Source organism: Arthrobacter sp. JUb119, assembly GCF_024807995.1.
GTDB lineage: Bacteria > Actinomycetota > Actinomycetes > Actinomycetales > Micrococcaceae > Glutamicibacter.
The window spans coordinates 189,528-209,904 of sequence record NZ_JANUFE010000005.1; the positions used below are offsets into that span (position 1 = coordinate 189,528).

22 protein-coding genes are annotated in these 20,377 nt (G+C 62.3%); 5 read left to right on the top strand and 17 right to left on the bottom strand.

Annotation, left to right across the window (positions count from 1 at the left end):
• Positions 1-7 precede the first annotated feature (7 nt).
• The 7 genes from M2368_RS14050 to uraD all read right to left on the bottom strand — a co-directional run bounded on the left by M2368_RS14050 (position 8) and on the right by uraD (position 6,794).
• The gene (locus M2368_RS14050) at positions 8-613 is read right to left on the bottom strand and encodes a malonic semialdehyde reductase (RefSeq protein WP_105656553.1); all 606 of its coding nucleotides are present in this window, start codon (positions 611-613) and stop codon (positions 8-10) included.
• Between the two features lie 186 nt (positions 614-799).
• Complete coding sequence (locus M2368_RS14055) at positions 800-2,011, bottom strand: MFS transporter (protein WP_105656554.1); 1,212 nt, start codon at positions 2,009-2,011, stop codon at positions 800-802.
• 67 nt (positions 2,012-2,078) lie between these two features.
• Positions 2,079-3,041 carry an ROK family protein gene (locus tag M2368_RS14060; protein WP_286134082.1) on the bottom strand — a complete coding sequence of 321 codons (963 nt, stop codon included), beginning with the start codon at positions 3,039-3,041 and terminating at the stop codon, positions 2,079-2,081.
• A gap of 295 nt (positions 3,042-3,336) precedes the next feature.
• On the bottom strand, positions 3,337-4,872 hold the full coding sequence (locus tag M2368_RS14065) for a nucleobase:cation symporter-2 family protein (RefSeq protein WP_105656556.1): 1,536 nt from the start codon (positions 4,870-4,872) through the stop codon (positions 3,337-3,339).
• A 75-nt stretch (positions 4,873-4,947) separates the two neighbouring features.
• On the bottom strand, positions 4,948-5,871 hold the full coding sequence (gene pucL, locus M2368_RS14070) for a factor-independent urate hydroxylase (protein ID WP_105656557.1): 924 nt from the start codon (positions 5,869-5,871) through the stop codon (positions 4,948-4,950).
• Between the two features lie 4 nt (positions 5,872-5,875).
• Positions 5,876-6,232: a hydroxyisourate hydrolase gene (gene uraH, locus M2368_RS14075; protein ID WP_105656558.1), complete on the bottom strand. Its 357-nt coding sequence runs from the start codon at positions 6,230-6,232 to the stop codon at positions 5,876-5,878.
• Between the two features lie 67 nt (positions 6,233-6,299).
• Positions 6,300-6,794 carry a 2-oxo-4-hydroxy-4-carboxy-5-ureidoimidazoline decarboxylase gene (uraD, locus tag M2368_RS14080; protein WP_105656559.1) on the bottom strand — a complete coding sequence of 165 codons (495 nt, stop codon included), beginning with the start codon at positions 6,792-6,794 and terminating at the stop codon, positions 6,300-6,302.
• 322 nt (positions 6,795-7,116) lie between these two features.
• Between uraD and M2368_RS14085 the strand changes: the two genes are divergently transcribed.
• Positions 7,117-7,311 (top strand): hypothetical protein, encoded by a 195-nt coding sequence (locus M2368_RS14085; protein ID WP_105656560.1) that lies wholly within the window; start codon positions 7,117-7,119, stop codon positions 7,309-7,311.
• 98 nt (positions 7,312-7,409) lie between these two features.
• On the opposite strand, the gene M2368_RS14090 is transcribed toward M2368_RS14085, so the two are convergent.
• Positions 7,410-8,066, bottom strand: a complete 657-nt coding sequence (locus M2368_RS14090) for a TetR/AcrR family transcriptional regulator (protein ID WP_181148786.1) — start codon at positions 8,064-8,066, stop codon at positions 7,410-7,412.
• A 170-nt stretch (positions 8,067-8,236) separates the two neighbouring features.
• Between M2368_RS14090 and M2368_RS14095 the strand changes: the two genes are divergently transcribed.
• Positions 8,237-10,510: an ABC transporter permease gene (locus tag M2368_RS14095; RefSeq protein ID WP_332594587.1), complete on the top strand. Its 2,274-nt coding sequence runs from the start codon at positions 8,237-8,239 to the stop codon at positions 10,508-10,510.
• A gap of 67 nt (positions 10,511-10,577) precedes the next feature.
• On the opposite strand, the gene M2368_RS14100 is transcribed toward M2368_RS14095, so the two are convergent.
• Positions 10,578-10,913: a cupin domain-containing protein gene (locus M2368_RS14100; protein WP_133833835.1), complete on the bottom strand. Its 336-nt coding sequence runs from the start codon at positions 10,911-10,913 to the stop codon at positions 10,578-10,580.
• A gap of 106 nt (positions 10,914-11,019) precedes the next feature.
• On the bottom strand, positions 11,020-12,036 hold the full coding sequence (locus tag M2368_RS14105) for an AEC family transporter (RefSeq protein WP_498724611.1): 1,017 nt from the start codon (positions 12,034-12,036) through the stop codon (positions 11,020-11,022).
• 199 nt (positions 12,037-12,235) lie between these two features.
• Between M2368_RS14105 and M2368_RS14110 the strand changes: the two genes are divergently transcribed.
• Positions 12,236-13,000: an SDR family oxidoreductase gene (locus M2368_RS14110; RefSeq protein WP_388024738.1), complete on the top strand. Its 765-nt coding sequence runs from the start codon at positions 12,236-12,238 to the stop codon at positions 12,998-13,000.
• Between the two features lie 250 nt (positions 13,001-13,250).
• Here M2368_RS14110 and M2368_RS14115 read toward each other — a convergent pair whose 3' ends face one another.
• The 3 genes from M2368_RS14115 to M2368_RS14125 all read right to left on the bottom strand — a co-directional run bounded on the left by M2368_RS14115 (position 13,251) and on the right by M2368_RS14125 (position 14,554).
• Positions 13,251-13,691 carry an SRPBCC family protein gene (locus M2368_RS14115; protein WP_332486309.1) on the bottom strand — a complete coding sequence of 147 codons (441 nt, stop codon included), beginning with the start codon at positions 13,689-13,691 and terminating at the stop codon, positions 13,251-13,253.
• A gap of 57 nt (positions 13,692-13,748) precedes the next feature.
• The gene (locus tag M2368_RS14120; protein WP_332594590.1) at positions 13,749-14,006 is read right to left on the bottom strand and encodes a hypothetical protein; all 258 of its coding nucleotides are present in this window, start codon (positions 14,004-14,006) and stop codon (positions 13,749-13,751) included.
• A gap of 86 nt (positions 14,007-14,092) precedes the next feature.
• Positions 14,093-14,554, bottom strand: coding sequence for a MarR family winged helix-turn-helix transcriptional regulator (locus M2368_RS14125; RefSeq protein WP_105656568.1), 462 nt, complete (start codon positions 14,552-14,554; stop codon positions 14,093-14,095).
• A gap of 169 nt (positions 14,555-14,723) precedes the next feature.
• Between M2368_RS14125 and M2368_RS14130 the strand changes: the two genes are divergently transcribed.
• Positions 14,724-15,725, top strand: coding sequence for a pirin family protein (locus M2368_RS14130; RefSeq protein ID WP_105656569.1), 1,002 nt, complete (start codon positions 14,724-14,726; stop codon positions 15,723-15,725).
• A gap of 17 nt (positions 15,726-15,742) precedes the next feature.
• Entirely contained in the window at positions 15,743-16,075 is a 333-nt protein-coding gene (locus tag M2368_RS14135) for a GNAT family N-acetyltransferase (protein WP_105656570.1), read from the top strand.
• Positions 16,076-16,085: 10 nt separating this feature from the next.
• Here the strand turns inward: M2368_RS14135 and M2368_RS14140 are convergent, their stop codons facing one another.
• From M2368_RS14140 to dnaB, 4 genes are all read right to left on the bottom strand, one after another.
• On the bottom strand, positions 16,086-16,274 hold the full coding sequence (locus M2368_RS14140) for a helix-hairpin-helix domain-containing protein (protein ID WP_105656632.1): 189 nt from the start codon (positions 16,272-16,274) through the stop codon (positions 16,086-16,088).
• Between the two features lie 13 nt (positions 16,275-16,287).
• A complete protein-coding gene (locus tag M2368_RS14145; RefSeq protein ID WP_332486304.1) occupies positions 16,288-17,670 on the bottom strand; it encodes an MFS transporter in 1,383 nt (460 codons plus the stop codon).
• Positions 17,671-17,693: 23 nt separating this feature from the next.
• Positions 17,694-18,431 (bottom strand): ZIP family metal transporter, encoded by a 738-nt coding sequence (locus M2368_RS14150; protein WP_105656633.1) that lies wholly within the window; start codon positions 18,429-18,431, stop codon positions 17,694-17,696.
• 61 nt (positions 18,432-18,492) lie between these two features.
• Positions 18,493-19,848: a replicative DNA helicase gene (dnaB, locus tag M2368_RS14155; protein WP_105656572.1), complete on the bottom strand. Its 1,356-nt coding sequence runs from the start codon at positions 19,846-19,848 to the stop codon at positions 18,493-18,495.
• Positions 19,849-20,377 lie beyond the last annotated feature (529 nt).

Below are 20,377 nucleotides of genomic sequence, written 5' to 3' on the forward strand. Positions count from 1 at the left end.
GATGCACCTAGACGGTGCGGACAACTGCTTCGTAGCCGAAGCGTGCTTTTGGCGAGCCGATCTCGCTTGCGGCTGGCTGGCCGATATTCACGACCAGGAAGCTCTTCTGATCGCCTTCCGGGAAGAACGATGCGTCGATGGCGGAGAAGTCTGCGCCGGTCATTGGACCCACCGCGAAGCCCAAGCTGCGCGCGGCGAGCATGAAGTAGCCTGCCTGCAGGTGTGCGTTGTTGTTGCCGGTGGATGCGGTGAAGTCCGCATCAGCATCGTACATGGCCTTGGGCGCGTTGTAGCCGGGCAGGAAGTTGTCCCACTGTTCGTGCCATGCCGTGTCATAGCTGAGGATCGCTACCAGCGGAGCTGCTGCGGTCTTGGCTTTGTTGCCGTTGGAGAGCGCGTCGACCAGGGTGGCGCGGGCTTCGTCCGACCGCACGTAGGTGACGCGCAGCGGCTGGGAATTGAACGCGGTTGGACCGAACTTGGCCAGTTCGTAGATTTCCTGGGCCTGCTCCTCGGTAACCTCTCCGGTGAACGCGTTAGCGGTGCGTGCCTCGCCAAAAATGGCGTTGAGCGTTGCTGTGTCGGCCTGGATTTCCTGGGATGCAACTGTCATTGATTGCCTTTCAGATCTGTCCGAGGCCACTGGTTCGGGCCATTGCCGGATACGGTTTTCTTCTATCAATGCCCAACGAGGATCGGCTGCACCTCATTCCGGCAAGCCACGTGTTCTCTGCCACACGCAGGCCGGGGCTCGTCTGGAGCTCGGCTGTCCTGCCAGCAATGCCCGCCGCACGCAGACCTAGGGTCCGGCAGGGATTCGCGAGTTTGCAGAATCGTCCCAGCGGCGATGAAGCCTGGCGCACCCGATTGCGCACAGTGCGATGATTGCGCCGAAGCAGGTCACTGCCATCGATTCGCCGCTGATCTGCCCTACCCAGCCCAGCCCCAGCGCCCCAAGTGCGGTCAGGGCGTAGCCCAGTACCCAGAAGGCGGAGCTGGCGCTGCCTCGATGCCGCAGCTCGATGCGCCGCAGTACGATGCCCAGTCCCACCGGGAACAGCGCACCATGGCTCAGTCCAGCAACCACTAGGCCAACCAGGTACACCGTGACCGCCAAGCCCCCGCCCAACCTCGGGGCAATAGCTATCAGCACTGCTCCCACCGCCAGCCCGGCATAGCCCAGCTGCACTTTTTCGCTGACCAGCTTCCCGCCCGCTTTCTGGCCCACGGTAGTGGCGGCGAAAATCAGCGAACCGATGAGCCCCAGCAGGCGCAGGTCGGTAATCCCAAAGGCGCGGACCACCAGGATGGACGTCATGGCTGTACAGCCGCCCATGACCGCAAAGCCCAGGGTCATCAGTCCACCCACGCAGAAGTCCCGTCGTGCCAAACGCGGCACCAGCGGAAGGCTGAGTTTCCACCCGCCCCGGCGGTGCGCAACACTGTCGGGGATCATGGCCAGCAGCACGATGCACAGACCCGAAAGCACCGCGTGCACGCTGAAAGCGATCATGGGGGTAGCCGGGAAGAAGAAAGTCAGAAATGCCGCCAAGGCCGGCCCGCTGCCTAGTCCCGCCATATTCGCCAGGCTGGAAATGGCGGCACCGCGTCCGGAGCTGGAGACCAGATCCGCCAAATAGGCTGTGGCCGTTCCGGTGACCAGCCCGGCGCACACCCCGGACAGGGCCCGGGCAATGAACAGCATGGGAACGTCGGTGGCCACGGCATAAAGCATCCCGCTGGCGGCCGAGGAGAGCAACCCGAGAATCATGACGGGCTTGCGGCCAATGGCGTCGGAGAGGGAACCGAAGATGCACAGCACCGTGAGCACCACCAGGGCGTATATCGCAAAAAGCTGGGTCGAGGCGGCGGTGCTCAGGCCGTATTCATCCTGGAGCATTGGATACAGCGCGGTCGGCATGGTGGTACCGCACATGGCGACTGCGTAGGTTCCCAAAACGACTGCTAGCGGCCAGCCACGGGTCTGCGGCGGCTTCTCTGGCAGGACCATGCCGGAACCTCGCTCTCGTGTTGAATAACAAACTGAGCCTAGATAAGACCTAATGTCCTGTCAATGTTTATTGCTGTTGATTGAACCTCGCCAAATCAGCAGCCCCGATCAGGCCTGCCACCGGACCCAATTCGGCTTGGCTGATCTTCGCAAAGGGACGGTAGCCCCTGCCGGAGAGGGTGCGGCGGTAGGTCTCCTCCGCGGTGGCCACCAGTTGCTTCGACGCCGCGCCCAAGCCGCCGCCGATAACGATGGTCCCCGGATCCAGAACCGAGACCAGATTCGAAATGCCCAACCCGAGCCATTCGCCCATATCCGCAATGAGGTCGGCGCACGCCGGGTCGCCCTCTGCGGCAAGTCGAGTTACCTCCGCCCCGGTAACGGCGTCCGGATCATCGCCCACGGCCTCGCGCAGGCGGAAGGCCACCGGTGATTTGCTGCGCACAAGTTCGGCTCCTTCCCGGCCCAGGGCATTGCCAGAGGCGTACTGCTCCCAGCAACCGCGGTTTCCGCAGGCGCACCGATGGCCGCCGGGAACGATCACCTGGTGCCCGAATTCGCCAGCAATCCCGGACTTGCCACGGTGGATTTGCCCTCCGAGGATGACCGCCCCGCCGATCCCCGTTCCGAGGGTCAGGCACACCATGTCGCTTTCGCCCCGGCCCGCGCCAAAACGATGCTCGGCCCAGCCGGCCGCATCAGCGTCGTTGACCAGAGTCACTTCATGTCCTACCAGCTGCATCAGACGGTCGCGCACCGGTTCATTGCGCCAAGACAGGTGGGGGCTGAACAGCACGTTCTGCCCCTTGCGGTCCATCCATCCCGCGGCGCCAATGCCCACCGGAAGACCTTCGTTGCCCTTCGAGAGCTCGCGGATCATCTCAGCCAGGGCACGTTCGGTCCCCGCCACGTCATGGTCAGGTGTCTCGCGGCGGATTTGCCCGAAGGCGTTCCCCTCTTGATCCACAAGGGCTGCAAGGATTTTGGTGCCACCGATGTCAACGCCGATGGAAAGATTTGCTGAACTCACAGTCATCTAGCTTAGACCCTCGCAAAACGCCGATGCTCCCGCTGCCGCACAGGAGCCCCTGACTGGTCCGGTGCCTGCACGGAACTTCCAACGCAATCCAGCACTTGGGCCAGCCCTGCGCAAGGTGCCCGGAAAACTCGTCCGGCGGTGCTCCCTGGCTGTTCGCGCTGTGAAGTGCAACTGCTCGAGCTCGCGCAAAATGCCCGCAAACCGGAGTTTGCGAGCATTTCGCGCTAGCTGCTACTTCTCGTCATCGAGCTCGTCGTAGACGTCGGGTTCGGATGGGGCCGATTCCTCAGTGCCCTGATGTCTCGGCAGGCCTGGGTACAGGCATCTGGATGGCTCCGGTCTGGATCTGCTCGAATTCATCGGGTGTGACCACCGGAATTTCGTAGCCTTCCTTGTCGATGAGCTTGCCGCCCACGTAGTGGTCGCCATCGAGCAATCCGCAGATCTCCTCGGTCTTGACCATGCGCGGCGGAGCCGCCGAGAAGACCGATGCATCCTTTGTATTCCCGAACTTGAGTTCGTTGAACAGCAGGTTCAGCAGCACGGCCATCACGGCCGCCGAGGAAATCCCGGAGTGGAAGATCGTCTCGAACCACGTGGGGAATCCAGCGTAGAAGTCCGGCTTCACAATCGGGATGCAGCCAAAGGCAATCGATGCCGCGACGATCACCAGGTTCATGCCGTCGTACTTCACCTTGGACAGGGTCCGGATCCCGGAAGCGGCGACGGTGCCGAAGAGCACGATGCCTGCGCCGCCGAGCACCGGAGTCGGGATGGCAGCGACCACTCGTCCGAGGATCGGCAGCAAGCCGAGCACGACGAGGATGCCGCCACCGGCCGCGACAACGAAGCGGCTGGTGATGCCCGTGATGGCCACCAGGCCGACATTCTGCGCAAAGGCCGACTGGGTGAAGGTATTGAAAATCGGCGCCACTGCGGAAGAGGCCATGTCGGCACGCAGGCCGTCGGCAATGCGCTTGGAATCCACCTTCGATCCGGCGATCTCGCCCACAGCGAGGATGTCTGCGGTGGTTTCGGTGAGGATCACCAGCACCACGATGGTCATCGAGATGATGCCGCCGATTTCGAAGACCGGCATGCCGAAGGCCAGTGGCTGCGGGAAGGCGAAGATCGCGCCGTGCCCGACCTGCGAGAAATCGGCCATGCCCAGCAGCGCTGCGGCGACGGTGCCCAGCACGATGGCCAGCAGGATCGACATGCGGGAAATCGCTGCATTGCCGACCTTGGACAGCAGCAGGACCACCAGCAGTGTTCCGGCGGCCAGGCCGATGTTGGCCAGCGACCCGTAGTCATCGGCCTTCGCGTCCCCGCCCATGGCCCAGTTGGCCGCGACCGGGGTCAGCGAGATGCCGATCATCGTAATGACCACGCCGGTGACCACCGGCGGGAAGTACCTGACAATGCGGGCGAAGAACGGCGCTATGAGGAAGCCGATCAGCGCTGCGACGAGCACGGCCCCGAAGACCGCCTGGATTCCGCCTCCCCCGTTGACGATGGCCACCATGGTAGCCACGGATGCGAAGGACGTGCCCTGGACCAGCGGCAGCTGCGCCCCGAAGAACGGGATGCCCACGGTTTGCAGGATGGTGGCCAGCCCGCCGACAAACAGGCAGCAGGCGACCAGCAGGCCCACCTCGTCCGGGGCCAAGCCGGCAGCGTTTCCGATGATCAGCGGCGGGGCGATAATGCCGCCGTACATCGTCAGGACATGCTGCAGGCCATAGGCAAAGGACTTCCCCAGAGGGAGCTTCGCGTCCTCGGGACGATTGCCTTTGATAGATTCATCTTGTGTAGCGCTCAAGGCTGACCTCCTACGTCAGTCGCTGCCAAAGGTGTGCCGGCGTGCCAGCGCCGGCCCACCTTCAACGCCGTTCAGTTAGATAAATGCCGGAATATTGGCCCAGATGGGGTGATTCGCCTCGGTGCCTTCGCGGGTGATCGTCGCTTCGATCAGGCCGTATGGGCGATCCGCGGCGAAGAAGACCTCATTGGGGTTGTCTTGGCCGAAGACTTCCAGGTCAACCAGGAAGTGGTGCTTGTTCGGCAGGGACATCTTGATTTCGGCGATTTCCGGATGCGCTTCGAGCACTGCCTGCCCCATCTGGAACATGGTCTGCTGCAACGCGTACGAGTGGGTGTCGGCGAAGCGGGTCAGCAGCAGGTGGCGCACCGAGGTGTAGACCGCGTCGAAGTCGATGCCCTGGGCGATGGCCTGGCCGGTGTAGCGCCAGCGCGCAGTCACGTCGGTGGCCAGGATGCGGTCGGTGGTTTCCTTCAGGGTCGTGTACTTGTCCACCGGGAAACCGTGGAACTCGCTGCCCGTGGACTTCAGGACGGTGAGGTCCTCCAGGCCGGCAACGATGGACTTCTTGCCTTCGGCGTCGATTTCCAGCACGGCGGTGCGCACTTCGGACTTGTTCTGCGAGAAGGCGTGGTCATGGTCGTTGATGCGGTCCCAGAAGAACTGCTGGGCTGCCCAGCGGCCGCCGGTGATCCACTCGAATTCGCCAGTGAAGTGGTTTCCCAGCTGCACCAGGAACTCCTCGATGGCGCCCACGCCGTTGCGGGCCAGGCCATAGACGGTGTTCTTCTGGGTGTCAGTGGCGACGACGCGGCCGTTGTCGCCGTCCTGGTGCGCGGCGGTGAAGTCGCCGTGCAGCTGGCTGGTGACGTTCAGGTCCTGGATCTGGTGGCGCACGGTGTCGCGGGTGATCTTGACCAGGCGGACTTCGGCCTTGCCGTACTGGTTGGAGCCCAGCACGATCTTGGTATCTGCTGGGGCGGTGATTTCGGTAGTCATTGTTCTAACTCCCTCGGTACGTGGAATATGCAAACGGGCTGATAAGAAGAGGTACGTGGTAGTGCTCGTCGACGTCGTTGACGAAGAAATCGATGCTTACCGCGGGGAAGAAGCTTTCCGTTCCCTGCTTCCCGAAGTAGCCGCCGGTTTCAAAGGAAATCCGGTAGCGGCCGGCTTCAACCTGTATCGGTCCGAGGTTCTTGATGCGGCCATCGGCATCCGTGGAACCCGAGCCGATTTCTTGCCAGCCGGATGCCGTCTTGGCTTCCAGCGTGGCCTTGACACCGGAGGCAGGCCTCCCGGTCCCGGTGTCGAGTATGTGGGTGGTGATGTGGCTGCGTTCGCCATTTCCATCTGCCATGTTCATCTCCTGGCTGTCGGAGGGATTGGTATCGATAAATGCGCAGGGGTTCGCCCCGGGCATGGGCTTAGTTGTCCACCGAGTTCTCCAGCCGCAGCAGCGCAATCTGGCGCAGCTGCTCGGCTACTTCAAGCAGTTCAGCCTGTTCTGCGTTGGCCAGCCGGCGTTCGCATTCGGCAAGGATTTCTTCGGTGCTGCGGCCGGCGGCGCGGATGAGGAATACCCTGTTGAAGCGCTGCTCATAGGCCCGGTTGGCTGCTGCCAGGCGGCCGGCGACATCGTCATCAAGGTCCAGGCCTGCCTGTTCGCCGCGGGAGAGGTCCGCTTCCTTGCTGCTTCCCTGCGCCTGTTCGCCGATGCGCGGATGGTGGGCCAGGGCGGCGGCAATTTCCTCGCGGCTGAAGGGAGCGACGTCCTGCAGCGCAAAGCTGGAAAGCGCATCGAAGCTGCTGAAAGGACGGGCGGAAACAAGGGCATCGATCCAGCGGTCGACATCGACGCAGGGGCGCAGGAAATCAGCGGCCTCGGCTGCGGGCAATTGGTTGAATACGTCTAAACGCATCGGGTGATCAGCTCTTTTCAAACGGTCGTTCTTTCCACGGACCTTGGCTGAACACCCTTACCACCGAAGGAGACTTCGGCTTCGACTCGATGCTGGTTTCGTGGAACCTTGTGTCACCACTGTAATCCACCTCACAGCGTCGCAGTCAAGCGAAAGCTGGAAAAACTTTAACAAGTGTGACTTTTTGCCGGTTTCCATATCGTGGATAGATAATTTTGCGCCCAGCTATTGCAAACGCTCCGACCTAGCCCACATAATGGTTTCACAACACAGAAGATAATTTCCATATTGTGGAAATGCGAAATCGTGAAGGAGGGTCGCAATGACCGCTATCAACCCAAGCAAGATCAACTGCACACCGGAGGGCCAGCGCCTCATTGCCACCACCGACGCCTTGCGCACCGGACTGTTCCAGCCCATCGAGAACCTGGATCCGGATATTGCCCGCCAGCCGCGGATCACCCGCGAGGCTCCCTCGCTGTGGAGCCGCCTGTTCGGCCAGCACCCGGGACGCTAAGCGTCCCCTGAAGACCACGCAGAGGCCAACCCCTGAGGCGTCGGGACCTGGCCTCTGCGTTTTTCTAGTTCCAGCTGCAGCGCCTCGCGCCAGCCCGGCTAGTCCTCGCCGAATCCCATGAAGTCGGCCGCAGCGGTGCTTGGCGCCGCCAGCATGCCGACCATGGAATCGACCAGGAAGTAGCCCAGCGATTCCCAGTTGCCCTGCTGCTTGCCTTCATTGACCGTGCGCTCGTACTGCGCGCACAGCCCCAGGAACATCGGACCGAGAATCAGCGCACGCGACCTGACCACGACCTCCGGAATGCCCTCGAATTCCTTGCGAGCACGTCCTGGGCCCGCCACGCTCAGCACCTCGTCGCGCAGGCTGTCGCCCACAATCGCCGGCAGTCCTGGATGCAGCCGTGCCTGGTAGAGGAATTGCGCCCGCCAGGAGGGCCGCGGCAGCGCGTCAAAGGAATAGATCCAGGGAAGGGTCCGCACGGTGACCACCTCGCGCAGACTCGCCTCCGGTCCGCCAGCAAGGGATGGCAGGCGATTGCGGCAGCTGCGCATGTCGTCCAGCGCCCGCTGGAGCATGGCCTGCAACAGGTCCTCGCGGCTCCCGAAATGGTATTTGATCGCCGAATGGTTGGCAGTACCGGCATGCTCGGTAATTTTCCGATTCGATACGGCGTCTATGCCGTGGCTCGCGAAGAGCTCTTCTGCCGCATCGAGCAAGACCTCCCGCGCCTTATCGCCGTGTCGGCTCACCATTCCCGCCTTTCCTCGCATCATCTCGTCCCGGCGTCCAGGAAGTGAACCTCGGCACAGTTGCTGACAATTTTACGCCATGTGGCGTAAATTAGTTGTCAGTATTCAACTAAAGACCTTGGCGGGTTGCCTCGCACCCCGCTGCAGACCGAGAATCCAAGGAGCATGCGCAGTTGAGCAACGACGCCGCAGTCACTGAAAACCCGCCGCCCTCCCGCAGGGCCAAGCACGAGAAGCAGCCTCTTTCCGAGCAGGAAGCGGCCGCCAAACGCGCCAAGGCCGAAAAGATCGGCAGGACTGTCGCAGTCTTCATCATGCCATTGATGATCGTGGGCATGATGATCTGGGGCTACCTGGGAGCCATGCACCACCAGTCAGCCGCGAACATGCCGGTGGCCATTTCGGCCACCAGCAGCGCAGCGGCCGGTGACTTTGCCCGGGCGCTGGAGGACAGCAATGCTGAGGCCGTGGACCTGCGCATCGTGGACTCGGCCCGCGAAGCCCGCGAGCTGGTCTACGACCGCGAAGTCACCGCTGCGGTGGACCTCGATGGCGATACGGCCACGCTGTACACCGCCAGCGGCGCCGGCATGTCAGCCACCTCTGCCATCACGGCCGTGCTCACGCCGGTCATCATGGAGCAGTCGCTGGAACTGGCTTCCCAGGATCTGGTGCCGCTTCCGGAGAACGACTCCATGGGCATGGGCGCCATGCTGCTGGCCACCGCGATGATCACTGCCGGCTACATGCCTTGGTCGATGGCCTTCTCGAACTCCCCGGAACTGCTCAAGCGCCGCCGCGCGCTGCCGCTGCTGGGCGGATGGTCGATCCTGCTCTCCGGGCTGGGCATCCTCGTCGGCGGCCCGATCCTGGGCGTCATTCCTGCCGCGAGCATCCTGCCCGCGTGGTCGACCCTGGCCTTGGGCGTCTTCGCCGTGGGCGCCGGGCAGCTGCTGCTGACCCGCATATTCGGCGCCATGGCCGTCATCCCCGGAATGTTCCTGTTCATGGTTCTGGGCCAGCCGGCCTCCAATATGGGCATGTCGGTCTACACCCTGCCGAAGATCTTCCCGTTCCTGCACCAGTTCCTGCCGATGCCCGCCCTGGGCGAAGCCATGCGCTCGGTGCTGTACTTCAACGGCGACGGAGCGGCCCGGCATATCCTGATTCTCGCCGGCGGTGCCGTCGCGGCGCTGCTGCTGGTCGCCCTGCTCGATGCCCTGCGCATCGCCAAGGGCAAGAGCGATATCCCCACCCAGATCAATGTCGCTTCCCTGCATGGCGGCCCGCGCCCCAAGAACAAGGCGTGGCGCTACATCACCTTGGCCGCGCTGCCCTTCGGCATGATCGCCATCATGCTCAGCTCGATGCTCGGCGCCATGCAGACCCCGGTGCCACGCGACATGCCGGTAGCCGTCGTGGGCTCCTCCGTGGAGCAGGCCCAGCAGACCGTGGATTCGCTGAACGAATCCATGGAGGGCATGTTCGAGTTAACCGCCATGGACAATGCCGCTGACGCCCGGTACCTGGTCGAGTCCCAGGAGCTGACAGGGGCCTTCGTGCTGCCTTCGGAGCAGAGCCCGGAAGCTGCCGTCTATACCGCCCAGGCTTCCGGCAACGCCGCATCGCAGCTGGTGGTCCAGGTGTTCACGCAGATCGGCCAAGCGCAGCAGATGGACGTGGACCACCAGGAGCTGGCCCCGCTTCCGGAGCACGACAATATGGGCACCGTGGCCATGTACCTGGGCATGGGCTGGGTGATGGCAGGCTTCATGGTCATCATGGTCGGCGCCACCGCGGCACCGCACATGGCCCCGCTGCAGAAACTGGTCCCGCTGGTGGCCGTGTACTCGGCCTTCATGTCCGCCGTGCTCTGCCTGATCGCCGGCCCGTTCACCGGGGCAGTGGAGGGCCACTTCGGGCAGCTGTTCAGCGTCGGCATGCTCGCTATTTTCGCGGTGGCCATGCTCACCACGGTATTCAACCGCCTGCTGGGCATGGTCTGCCTGGTCCCGACCATGCTGATCGTGATGTTCCTGGGCGTCCCCGCCTCCAATGGCGGGCTGTCCATCTACATGGAACCGCGCATCTTCACCATCCTGCACGACATCCTGCCGATGCCGGCTGCCGTCGAAGCCATCCGCGCGATCGTCTACTTCGACGGGGTCGGGCTCGGCTCCCACCTGGTGGTCCTGGCCATTTGGGCCTTGGCCTGCCTGGCCGTGACCATGGTCATCGACCAGCTCAAGCCGGTGCAGACCTCCAGCCACCCGGTTTCCGCCGAGGAGCTCGCCGCGCTGCAAGGCCGGGCGCTTGAAGCCAAGGCGAGCGAAGCCGCGGCATCCGCCGACGCCATCGACGCTGAAGCCGGGGACTTGGCAGACGCCGAAGCCGCGGCCGGCGAAAGCGGCACTGGAGACCGGGAGAAGGACGCGGTCAGCGTCTAATCAGTCCTTCTCCCCTGCAGATGCGGGCCGGTTCATGGATGTGAACTGGCCCGCATTTTGGTGTCCCCTAGCGATCGATCTTGGCTACGGTGAGCAGCACGCTGGAATCCTGCGTGGCGCTGATTTTCAGCCTCCCCTCGGGAAGCACAATGAGATCCTGGCTGCGCCCCTCCCACTGGTTGCCCATGGATGAAACGGTGACCCTGCCCTGGAGGACCAGCAGTGTCGCTTCGCCGGGATTCACATGTTCTTGCAGCTCGGTGCCGGCCGTGAGCCCAATGACGGTTTGGCGCAGGGTGTGCTCATGTCCGCCGAAAACCGTGCTGGCAGCTCGGCCATTGGTTGCATCCGCGGCTTCCCTCAGCTGGGTTCGGGCGATGGCGGCCAGCGAAAACTTCTTCATCAAATCCCTGCATCTCATCTCTCGGGCTGGATACTCCGGGCTGATTAGCCTGTGCTGCTACAAGACTGTCCCCGCACCGGGGCAAAGGTCAAGGAAAGCGCGGGGACTACTTCAGTACCAATTGAGCCAGCACCGGCAAGGCAATGACCGACAGGACGCAGGTGATCACGATGGCCACCGCGGTCGGCTCGCCATCCCCGGTGTCGTTCTGGGCCATGATGTAGGCGGTTGCGCTGACCGGCATGGCCGCCATGAGCACCGCGGCATTGAACCAGATGCGATCCAGATCCGGGGCGAAAACAAGCAGCATGGCCACCGTCAGCAATGGCATCGCCACGAGTTTGCCCAGCACCATGGCCGCGATGGAGGTTCTCGCCCAGCTGCCGCCAGCCCCAGAGCCATCCGGAGCAACCGGTGCATGCTTCCTGGCACGCGAACGGTCAATGGTCCGCTTCAGCGACATGCCGATGACGAAGAGCGCCCCCGGGGCGGCCGCGGCGGATATCAGGTCAACGGTGTCGTCCACCGGCCGTGGTACGGGCACACCGAGGATTGCTACCGTGCCGCCAAGGACCATGGCCCAGGTGACCGGGCTGCAAACCAGGGCATTGCGGATGGTCCGGGCGATGCGCGCGGCGCTTGCCGGATGCTGGCCTCCTTTGCCGTTGGGCAAGAGAATTTGGGCGAGGATGGGGAATCCGACCATGAAGATGATGTTGTGGACCAGTTGCCCCATGCCCGCGGCGAACCCGGCTTCTGTGCCCATGACGCCGAGGATAATCGGGATTCCCAAGTACGACACGTTGCCGAAGCTGGTGGTCAGCATGCCGGCGAGCGCCCGCGCCCGGTTTGCGCGCAGCAGATAGCGGAAAGCCAGCCAGCTGAGCAGGGCGAAAAGCAGCGCGGAGACGATACTGATCCACAGGAATGCGAGCGGCACGCCTTCGCTGATATCCGCCCGGGCTACCACCTTGTAGAGCAGCGCCGGCAAGGCGACATAGAAGACGAACACATTCAGTGCCGGTTCCACGCTGGCCGGGAATTTGGGTGCATGGCTGGCGCCGTAGCCGATGAGCATGACGAAGAACAGCGGCAGCACGCCATAGAGCACGTCGAGGAACACAAGCCTCCTTAGGGAATGTTCGGCCGGGGTCGCGGGGACCGAGCACTTCAAGGTTAGTTGCTTGCCAGGCTGATCCGGGAAATGCGCTCGGGGGCGCTTCGCAACATGCAGGCGAAAACTGGGGTTTGGCGGCGCAAATTCCTAGGATGAGACCACGCGCCTCGTCCGATCACTGTTGAGCTTTCCGCAAGGAGAATTAATGTCCCACGCATCTGGAGTCCCGCAGGCCCCGCGCACGATTGCCATCACCGGCGCAGGATCAGGCATTGGCCGCGCCACCGCACGCCTACTGCTGGCGCAGGGATGGAATGTGGTGCTCGCCGGGCGCACCGCGGCTAACCTGCATGAGACGGCGCAAGGCCACGGTTCCGCCTTGGTGGTTCCCACGGATGTTAGTGATCCGCAGGCTGTGGAACACCTGTTTGCCGAAGCGGCGCAACGTTTCGGCACGGTCAATGCGCTGTTCAATAATGCCGGGATTTTCGGTCCCTCGGCAGCCATCGATGAGCTGAGTCCGGCCCAGTGGGATGAGGTTTGCCGGATCAACCTCACCGGGGCCATCAACGCGGCCCGCACGGCCTTTGCCCATTTCAAGGCCAACGACGGCGGACGCATCATCAACAATGGATCGATTTCAGCGCAGGTTCCGCGCGTGAACTCCGTTGCCTATACCGTCACCAAGCACGGCATCGCCGGCTTGACCAAATGCCTTGAACTTGATGGACGGGAGCACCGGATCAGGGCCACGCAGCTCGATATCGGCAACACCGCCAGTGACCTGCTCGATGATTTCGGTGCCACCCAGGGTGCCCTGCAACCGGGCGGCCAACGGCTCGTCGAGCCGACATTCCCGCTGGCCCAAGCCGCTGAGGCCGTTGCGCACATCGCCGGGGTTCCGCTCGGTACCTCCATCAACCAATTCACCATCACTGCTGGCGGAATGCCCTACATCGGGCGAGGCTAGGGCGCAGGCAACCGGAGGAAGAAATTGGCGTGCAAGTCGATGCTCCGGTTGCGTGCGGCAATGCTCCGCGCCATCAGATCATCATGGGATTCTGGTTGCGCTACACGGCATGAACCTGCCAGAACTGCGCCAGTGGCCGCAGCGAAACGCCTTTCAGCCACGTGCTGCGCTTTGACTCCGCCGGCAAGAGCGCGAAACTGGCAGGCGTTCGCAGCTGCTGTGCTGGTTCTTCCCCTGCCGTACTAAAGGCCTAGAAGAATTCCGCCAGCAGCGCTTCGAGCTTCGCAAAAGCGGAATTCCATGCCTTGGTGCTGGATTCGAGAACCTCATAAGGCAATGGGGTTTGGGTCAGCGTCAGCATCGTCTGCCCGGCGAATTCCTTGAATTCGATACGGGTTTCGATCACGAGGTCCAAGGTCATTTCGTGCGGGCCGTCGGCACTGACCAGGCATTCGTACTCGTCGAAAGACGTCAGGACCGCCTTGAGCGGCACCTTGGCATCCGGGTTTTCAGCCTGCACCATATTCAGCTCATGCCGGCCGCCGACCTTGGCTTCGAATACGACGGAATCTTCCTCGACAAGCCAGCCATCGGGACCCCACCACTGGGCGATGATTTCCGGCTCGACGAAGGCAGCCCAAACGGCGTTCTTCGGTGCGGAAAATTGCCGGGCGACTACGAGTTCAGTCATCGGTTCCATAAGGTCAATATTATCGCGGCCCGCCATCAGGTTCACCTGCGGGCGCCGCTATCCCTGCGGACGGCGAGGCTCCATGCGGCTCGCGGTGTACACCGTTTGCTCATCCGGCGAGGTTCCGGCAGCTTCATGGGCGCGCATGACCTTCATTGCGCGGTCCCATTTGATGCGTTCGCGAGGGCTGGCGAGGACACGGCGCTCGGCCGGACCGAAGATGGACAATCCCAAGTACTTCAGACGCCAGAATATGCGGTAGCCGACGCTTAGTCCGGTGGTATCGGAAATGATCGGCAGGGGTGATTCATCCATGATCGTCGTCCTCTTCGGTCATTGGGTTTGCGAGTACTGGCACTTCAATCATACGTCATTAGTTGGTGCACCAACTAAATGGGGTTCTAGCTTTTCGGAGCGTTCGAACCTGCAGCAATAATGCGGTCCAGGATGCCGCGCAGCTCCAGCACATCCTTGTCGGTCAGGGCAAGCCGGGCCATCATTTCGCGCGGCACCTCCACCGCTTCAGCACGCAGCGCGGCACCCTTCTCGGTGGGCTGAATGATGACGGCCCGCTCATCGTCCGGGTTCTTCGTCTTTGCCACCAAACCGGCAGTTTCGAGGCGCTTGACCAACGGGGAAAGCGTTCCCGGATCCAGGTGCAGATGCCCGCTGAGGGCACGGGCGCTGATCGGCCCCAAGTCCCAAAGGGCCAGCATCACCAGGTACTGGGGATGCGTCAGCCCCAGCGGATCCAGCACGGGCTTGTATGCCGAGATCACCGAGCGCGAGGCTACGGCCAGGCCGAAGCACACCTGCTTTTCCAGCTTGAGAAGATCTTCGTCGCGAAGAATAGCACTGTCCACGTTGTCGCAAGCTCCTTGAAAGATGCCTAATACCACTGCATTGATCGTACCGCGGTCGAGAATACCGTGCCCGGGCCGAAAGCTGCCCCGGGTCGCAGCGCCAATTCCAGTTGCGTTCGAATCGGTGGCGCAAGTAGTCAAAGCGGGCCACAGTGAATAGCCTTGGCATATGAGCAATCTTGAGCACCGGCCTGAGGAGATCGGCTGCAGTGCAGTGCGTTCCCAGGCAGAGGTTGAAATCCTGGAACCACGCGAAGTGCCCTTGGGCGGTCCGCGGGCAATGACGGTCTTCCGGACACTGCCGCAAAAGCAGCGCAGCCTGATCGGCGCTTGGTGCTTCCTGGACCATTACGGTCCTGACGATGTCGCAGTCACCGGCGGGATGAACGTGCCTCGTCACCCGCACACCGGACTGCAGACTGTCTCTTGGCTCTTCACCGGAGAGATCAACCATATGGATTCGGCCGGGTTCAAGGCGACCGTGCGACCCGGCGAGGTCAATCTGATGACCGCCGGGCACGGAATCAGCCATTCGGAGATCCTCACCGAAGACACCACCATCCTTCACGGCGCCCAGTTATGGACCGCGCTGCCGGATCATGCACGGGATATGGAACATACTTTTGAGAACTACCGCCCGGAAGCGCTCACCGCTCCCGGCTGGTCGCTGTCGGTCTTCCTTGGCACCTACGGGGTGTCGGGCAAGTCGTCCACCTCCCCGGTGAAGACGCACACCGAGCTCGGTGGCGCCGAACTGCGCCTTGAACCGAACACCGAGATCGAAGTGGTTGTCCCCGGGCACCATGAGCACGGGATCCTCCTGGACTCCGGCAATCTTGAAGTCAACGGCCATGAACTCGCTCCACGCGATCTCGGGTTCGTGCGTGCGGGATGCACGACCCTGCGCCTGAAGTCCGGGGACCAGCCGGTTCTGGCGCTGCTCATCGGCGGAGAGCCGCTGAAGGAAGACATCCTGATGTGGTGGAACTTCGTAGGCCGCACCCATGAGGAAGTCCTCGCGTTCCGCGCGCAATGGCAGGCCGAGATCGGGGCCGAGCCCGGGGATGCCTCCGAGGATCGCTTCGGGCCTTTCCCGCCTAATACTCCGGCAGCCTTGCCGGCTCCAGCACTTCCCACCGTTCGCCTGCGCCCGCGCGTGAACCCCGCCTAACCAGTAAGGAACTCCCAATGAGCGACATCAGACCAGTATTCCTGCCCGAGCGCCAGCGCTTCGCCCTCGACGATGACGGCAAGATCATCGGAGCGGCGCACTACCGCGATTTTGATGGGGCCCAAGGCGTCGAGCGGATCTTCTTCCACACCACCGTGGATGAGGAATACGGCGGACAGGGCCTAGCCAGCGTCATGGTGAAATTCGCGCTGGAGAACACCATCGCCAGCGGTGCCAGGATCGTTCCGGTCTGCCCGTACGTGAAGGCCTACGTTGCCAAGCACACCGAGTATGCGCAGCATATCGTGGAACCGGACAAGGACCACCTGGGCATCCTGCCGCGCGGCTAAACCGGAGATCTCAGGGGTTCATCTTGAGGCCGCGTGCGGCCAGCTCGTCGCGGAGGATGCGGATGGCTTTCGGGCCGACGCCGTGCAGCGCGAGCAGCGCCGCGGTGCCGGCTTGCCCCGCCTGCTCGAGACTGGTGATGCCGGCCTGCTCGAAAGCCCTGGCGGCGGGGTTGCTCGTCTTGGGAAGCTCTGTGTCCATGATCCCAGCGTAGTCAGGCTGCTGGCTGCGCAACAGGTTTGGTGCGCGGCGAGATCGCGATCAGGACCAGAATCAGCAAGAGGCTGAAGCTGAAGACCGAGATGAACTCCATCCCGGTGGCGGCCATCGCGAAGATGACGCCACCGATGGCGGTGGTTCCGGCGTTGCCCAGGGAGTCGGCCACGGTCATTGCCGATGAGTTGAATCCCTGTTCATCCTTGGCAGACAGGGCCAGCATGTTCACGTTTTGCCGCGGGAAGATCATCCCCATGCCGAAGCCGCCCACGGCCCATCCGCAGACCAGCACGAGGACCGGCGGATGGAAGATCGCGGTGGCCAATGCGGTTGAAATCGCTACGCTGCCGGCGATCGCACCCACGGTGATGCAGGTGGAGGATTCCACCTTATCCCCCAGCTTTCCTTGCAGCCATGAACCCACCGACCAGCACAATGCCGAGGCCGTCAGGATCAGGCCCGCCCGGTCGGGACCCAGCTGGTAATCCTCGCGCAGCAGGTACGGCAGATAGACTTCCACGCCGAAGAAGGCCCCGGCCACGAAGATGCGGGTCATGATGGTGGACGGCAGCCCCTTGGCCAAGCTGAACGTGCCCTGGGGCAGCAGCGGGCGAATCGCCGCAAGGGCTACCGCCAATGCCAAGACCAGTCCCAGAAGGGACCAGCTGCCCTGCGCATTGCCGAGCAAGTTCATGCAGATGACAGCCAGTCCAGCCAGGCCGGCCAGCATCAGCCGCTTCTTGGAAATCGGCCCCAGGTCCGGATTGCGCTGGGAGCTCAGCGACTTCAACGCCGGCACGATCCCGCAGAACGCGAGAACCACCAGCACCGCCACGCCGGAGAACACCCAGCGCCAACCGAGGTGCACGGCCATCAAGCCGGCCAGCCAGGGGCCGATCATCGCCGGGACCACCCAGGCGGTAGCGAACAGGGCGAAGATCTTGGAATGCAGATGCGCAGGATACGCGCGGGCAATGAGCACGTAGATGGCGACGGTGATCGCGCCACCGCCAATTCCCTGCAAGATGCGCCCGGCAATCAGGACCTGCATGTTCTCGGCTGAACCGCAGATCAGCAGCCCAATGCAGAAAACGGCCACGGCGATGGACAGCGGGTGCTTGGGCCCCCACCGGTCGGTGACTTCTCCGGCGGCAACCATCCCCAGCATCCCGCTGGCGATTGGCGCGGCAAAGGCCAGGGCGAAGTAGCGTTCGCCCTCCAGCAGCTCGCTGACCAGTGGCATTACCGTGGTCACGGCCATGGATTCGAAAGCGACCAGGAAGACGAGCACGAACATGCCAAGGGTGGTGGCAAGATACTGCGGAGCATAGATCGTTGACTCGGCGCGCTCGGCTGATTGGCTGCTGCGGTTCAGGGGCATGCATCCATGATCTCAGGTTTCCCCTAGCCGCCGATCACGTGCAGGCTGAAGGCCGCCAGGAAGCCCGAGGTCACCAGCAACCCTGTGTAGTCGAGCTCCACCTTGTAGGCTTCCGGAATCATGGTGTCGGCGATCATCGTCAAGATGCCTCCGGCAGCGACCGCGGTGGCGAAGGCCAGCACTTCACCGGGCATGGATTCCAGCAGCAGCGCTCCGAGGAAGGCAGCGATGCCGCAGGAAATGGCTATCGATCCCCAGAGCAAAACGATCGAGGACCCCTTGCGCCCGGACGCTTTCATCTGTGCGGTACTCGCCAGCCCCTCGGGGACATTGGAGATGAATATGGCGATGAGCATCGCCGGATTAATGCTCGCGGTGGCGACCACGGAAAGTCCAAGGGCCACGGACTCGGGAATGCCGTCGATGAGTGCACCGACCGCGAGCGCGGTTCCCGATGACTCCTGCTCTCCTGCGCGCTGCGCCTGCCGCTTTGAGGTTCTCCAGGCCAGCAGCCGGTTCGCGCCGAAATACAAGGCAGCGCCCACGATCACGCCGCCCAGCGTCGCAACGAGGCCGCCGGTTTCATAGGCTTCGAGCACCAGCTCGAAGGCCAGTGCGCTGACCAGGACCCCGGCACCGAAGGCCATGATGGCGCTGACCCAGACCTTGGGGATCTTCAGCCACCAGGCCGCGCCAGATCCCAGCAGCAGGGCCGAGCCGGCCACAGTGCCCCACAGCAAAGCCTGCATCGAAGCGAACATGGCACCCACTATAGCCAGCAATTCGCTGGCTTAGTAGGTGCCATATGAGTTCTGACTGGGACTAACCCTCGGTGGACATGTTGTTGAAGCGCGAGTAGTGGCCCTGGAAGGCCACGGTGATGGTCTTGGTCGGACCGGCACGGTGCTTCGCGATAATCACGTCAGCTTCGCCCGGACGGTTTTCCTTGTCGTAGACGTCATCACGGTGCAGCAAAATCACCATGTCGGCGTCCTGCTCAATCGAGCCCGATTCGCGCAGGTCCGAAACCATTGGCTTCTTGTCGGTACGCTGCTCGGAACCACGGTTCAGCTGCGACAGCGCAATCAACGGAACGTCGAGTTCCTTGGCGAGCAGCTTGAGGTTACGCGAGAACTCGGAAACTTCCTGCTGGCGCGATTCCACACGCTTGCCCGAGCTCATCAGCTGCAGGTAGTCCAGGATGATCATGCGCAGCTCGTTGCGCTGCTTGAGGCGACGGCACTTGGCACGGATTTCCATCATGGACATGTTCGGCGAATCATCAATGAACAACGGGGCTTCGTTCAGCCGGCCCATGGTCGTGGCGATCTTGGTCCACTGCGCGTCTTCCACCGAGCCCTTGCGCAGATCCTGGAGCTGGATGGATGCTTCGGCCGAGAGCAGGCGCATCGCAATTTCATTGCGGCCCATTTCCAAGGAGAAGAACACGGTGGCCATATTGTGCTTGATGGCAGCAGAACGGGCGAAGTCCAGCGCGAAGGTTGACTTGCCCACCGCAGGACGGGCGGCGATGATGATCATCTGGCCGCCCTTCAGGCCCTGGGTCAGCTCGTCGAATTCATAGAATCCGGTGGGCACACCGGTAATGCCATCGCCCGCGTTGGCCGCGTTCTCGATTTCATCAACGGTGTCTTCGATGATGTCCGAAAGGCGCACGTAGTCTTCACTGCTGCGGTTCTCGGCCACCTTGTAGACCTCTGCCTGGGCTTCGTTGACGATCGCATCAACTTCACCATCTGGAGAGTAGCCCATCTGGACAATACGCGTTCCGGCGTCAACCAATCGGCGCAGCACGGCGCGTTCGCGCACGATTTCTGCGTAGTACCCGGCGTTGGCTGCAGTTGGAACCTGCTGGATGAGATTGTGAAGGTAGGCGGCGCCACCAATGCGCGAGATCTCGCCGCGCTTGGTCAGCAAGTCGGCTACGGTGACCGCATCGGCTGGTTCGCCACGACCGTAGAGGTCGACAATCGCCTCGTAAATTGATTCGTGGGAGGGACGGTAGAAGTCGGTGCCGCGAATGGATTCAACGACGTCAGCAATGGCGTCCTTGGAGAGCATCATGCCACCGAGGACCGACATCTCGGCCTCGATATCCTGTGGCGGCTTGCGCCCTGCGTCGGAATCTCGTCCTTCGTAAACCGGCTCAGCACTCATTGCAGACACTTCCATCCCCTATTGACCCGCTGGGAAAAATTATCCTTGCCTCATGGCAACGCTTCATCGTGTCAGTCGATACGGACATTTGGATGTCAGGCGCCTGTGGATATTTCTCTCCCGAACCCAACACTAGGGCTGTTATTAACAGGCGTAAACCTCATTATCCACAGAATATGTGGATAACACTCCTCTACCTGTGGAGTTCCCTGTTCACAGTCTGGGGAGAACTCTGTGGATTACCCCACTCTACGTATCATTAATATCTGTTGACTTGGTTGTTTGTATTCGCACACCTGTGGACAGAAACTTAATTCATTGAAGCTCACGCCAACCGGCCCAAGGTTATCAACACCCTTAATCGCCCAGTTCCCGGGGTTTTTCACCCTTTGCACACATTTGCCCATGTCTTGTCCACAGTTTTGTGGATAACCTTGTGGATACTGGTGAATTTACAAAACCCTAAGTCACCGTGGATTAAATTCGCCAGCAAGGCCGGATCTTTCAGTAGTCCACAATCGGCGAGGGT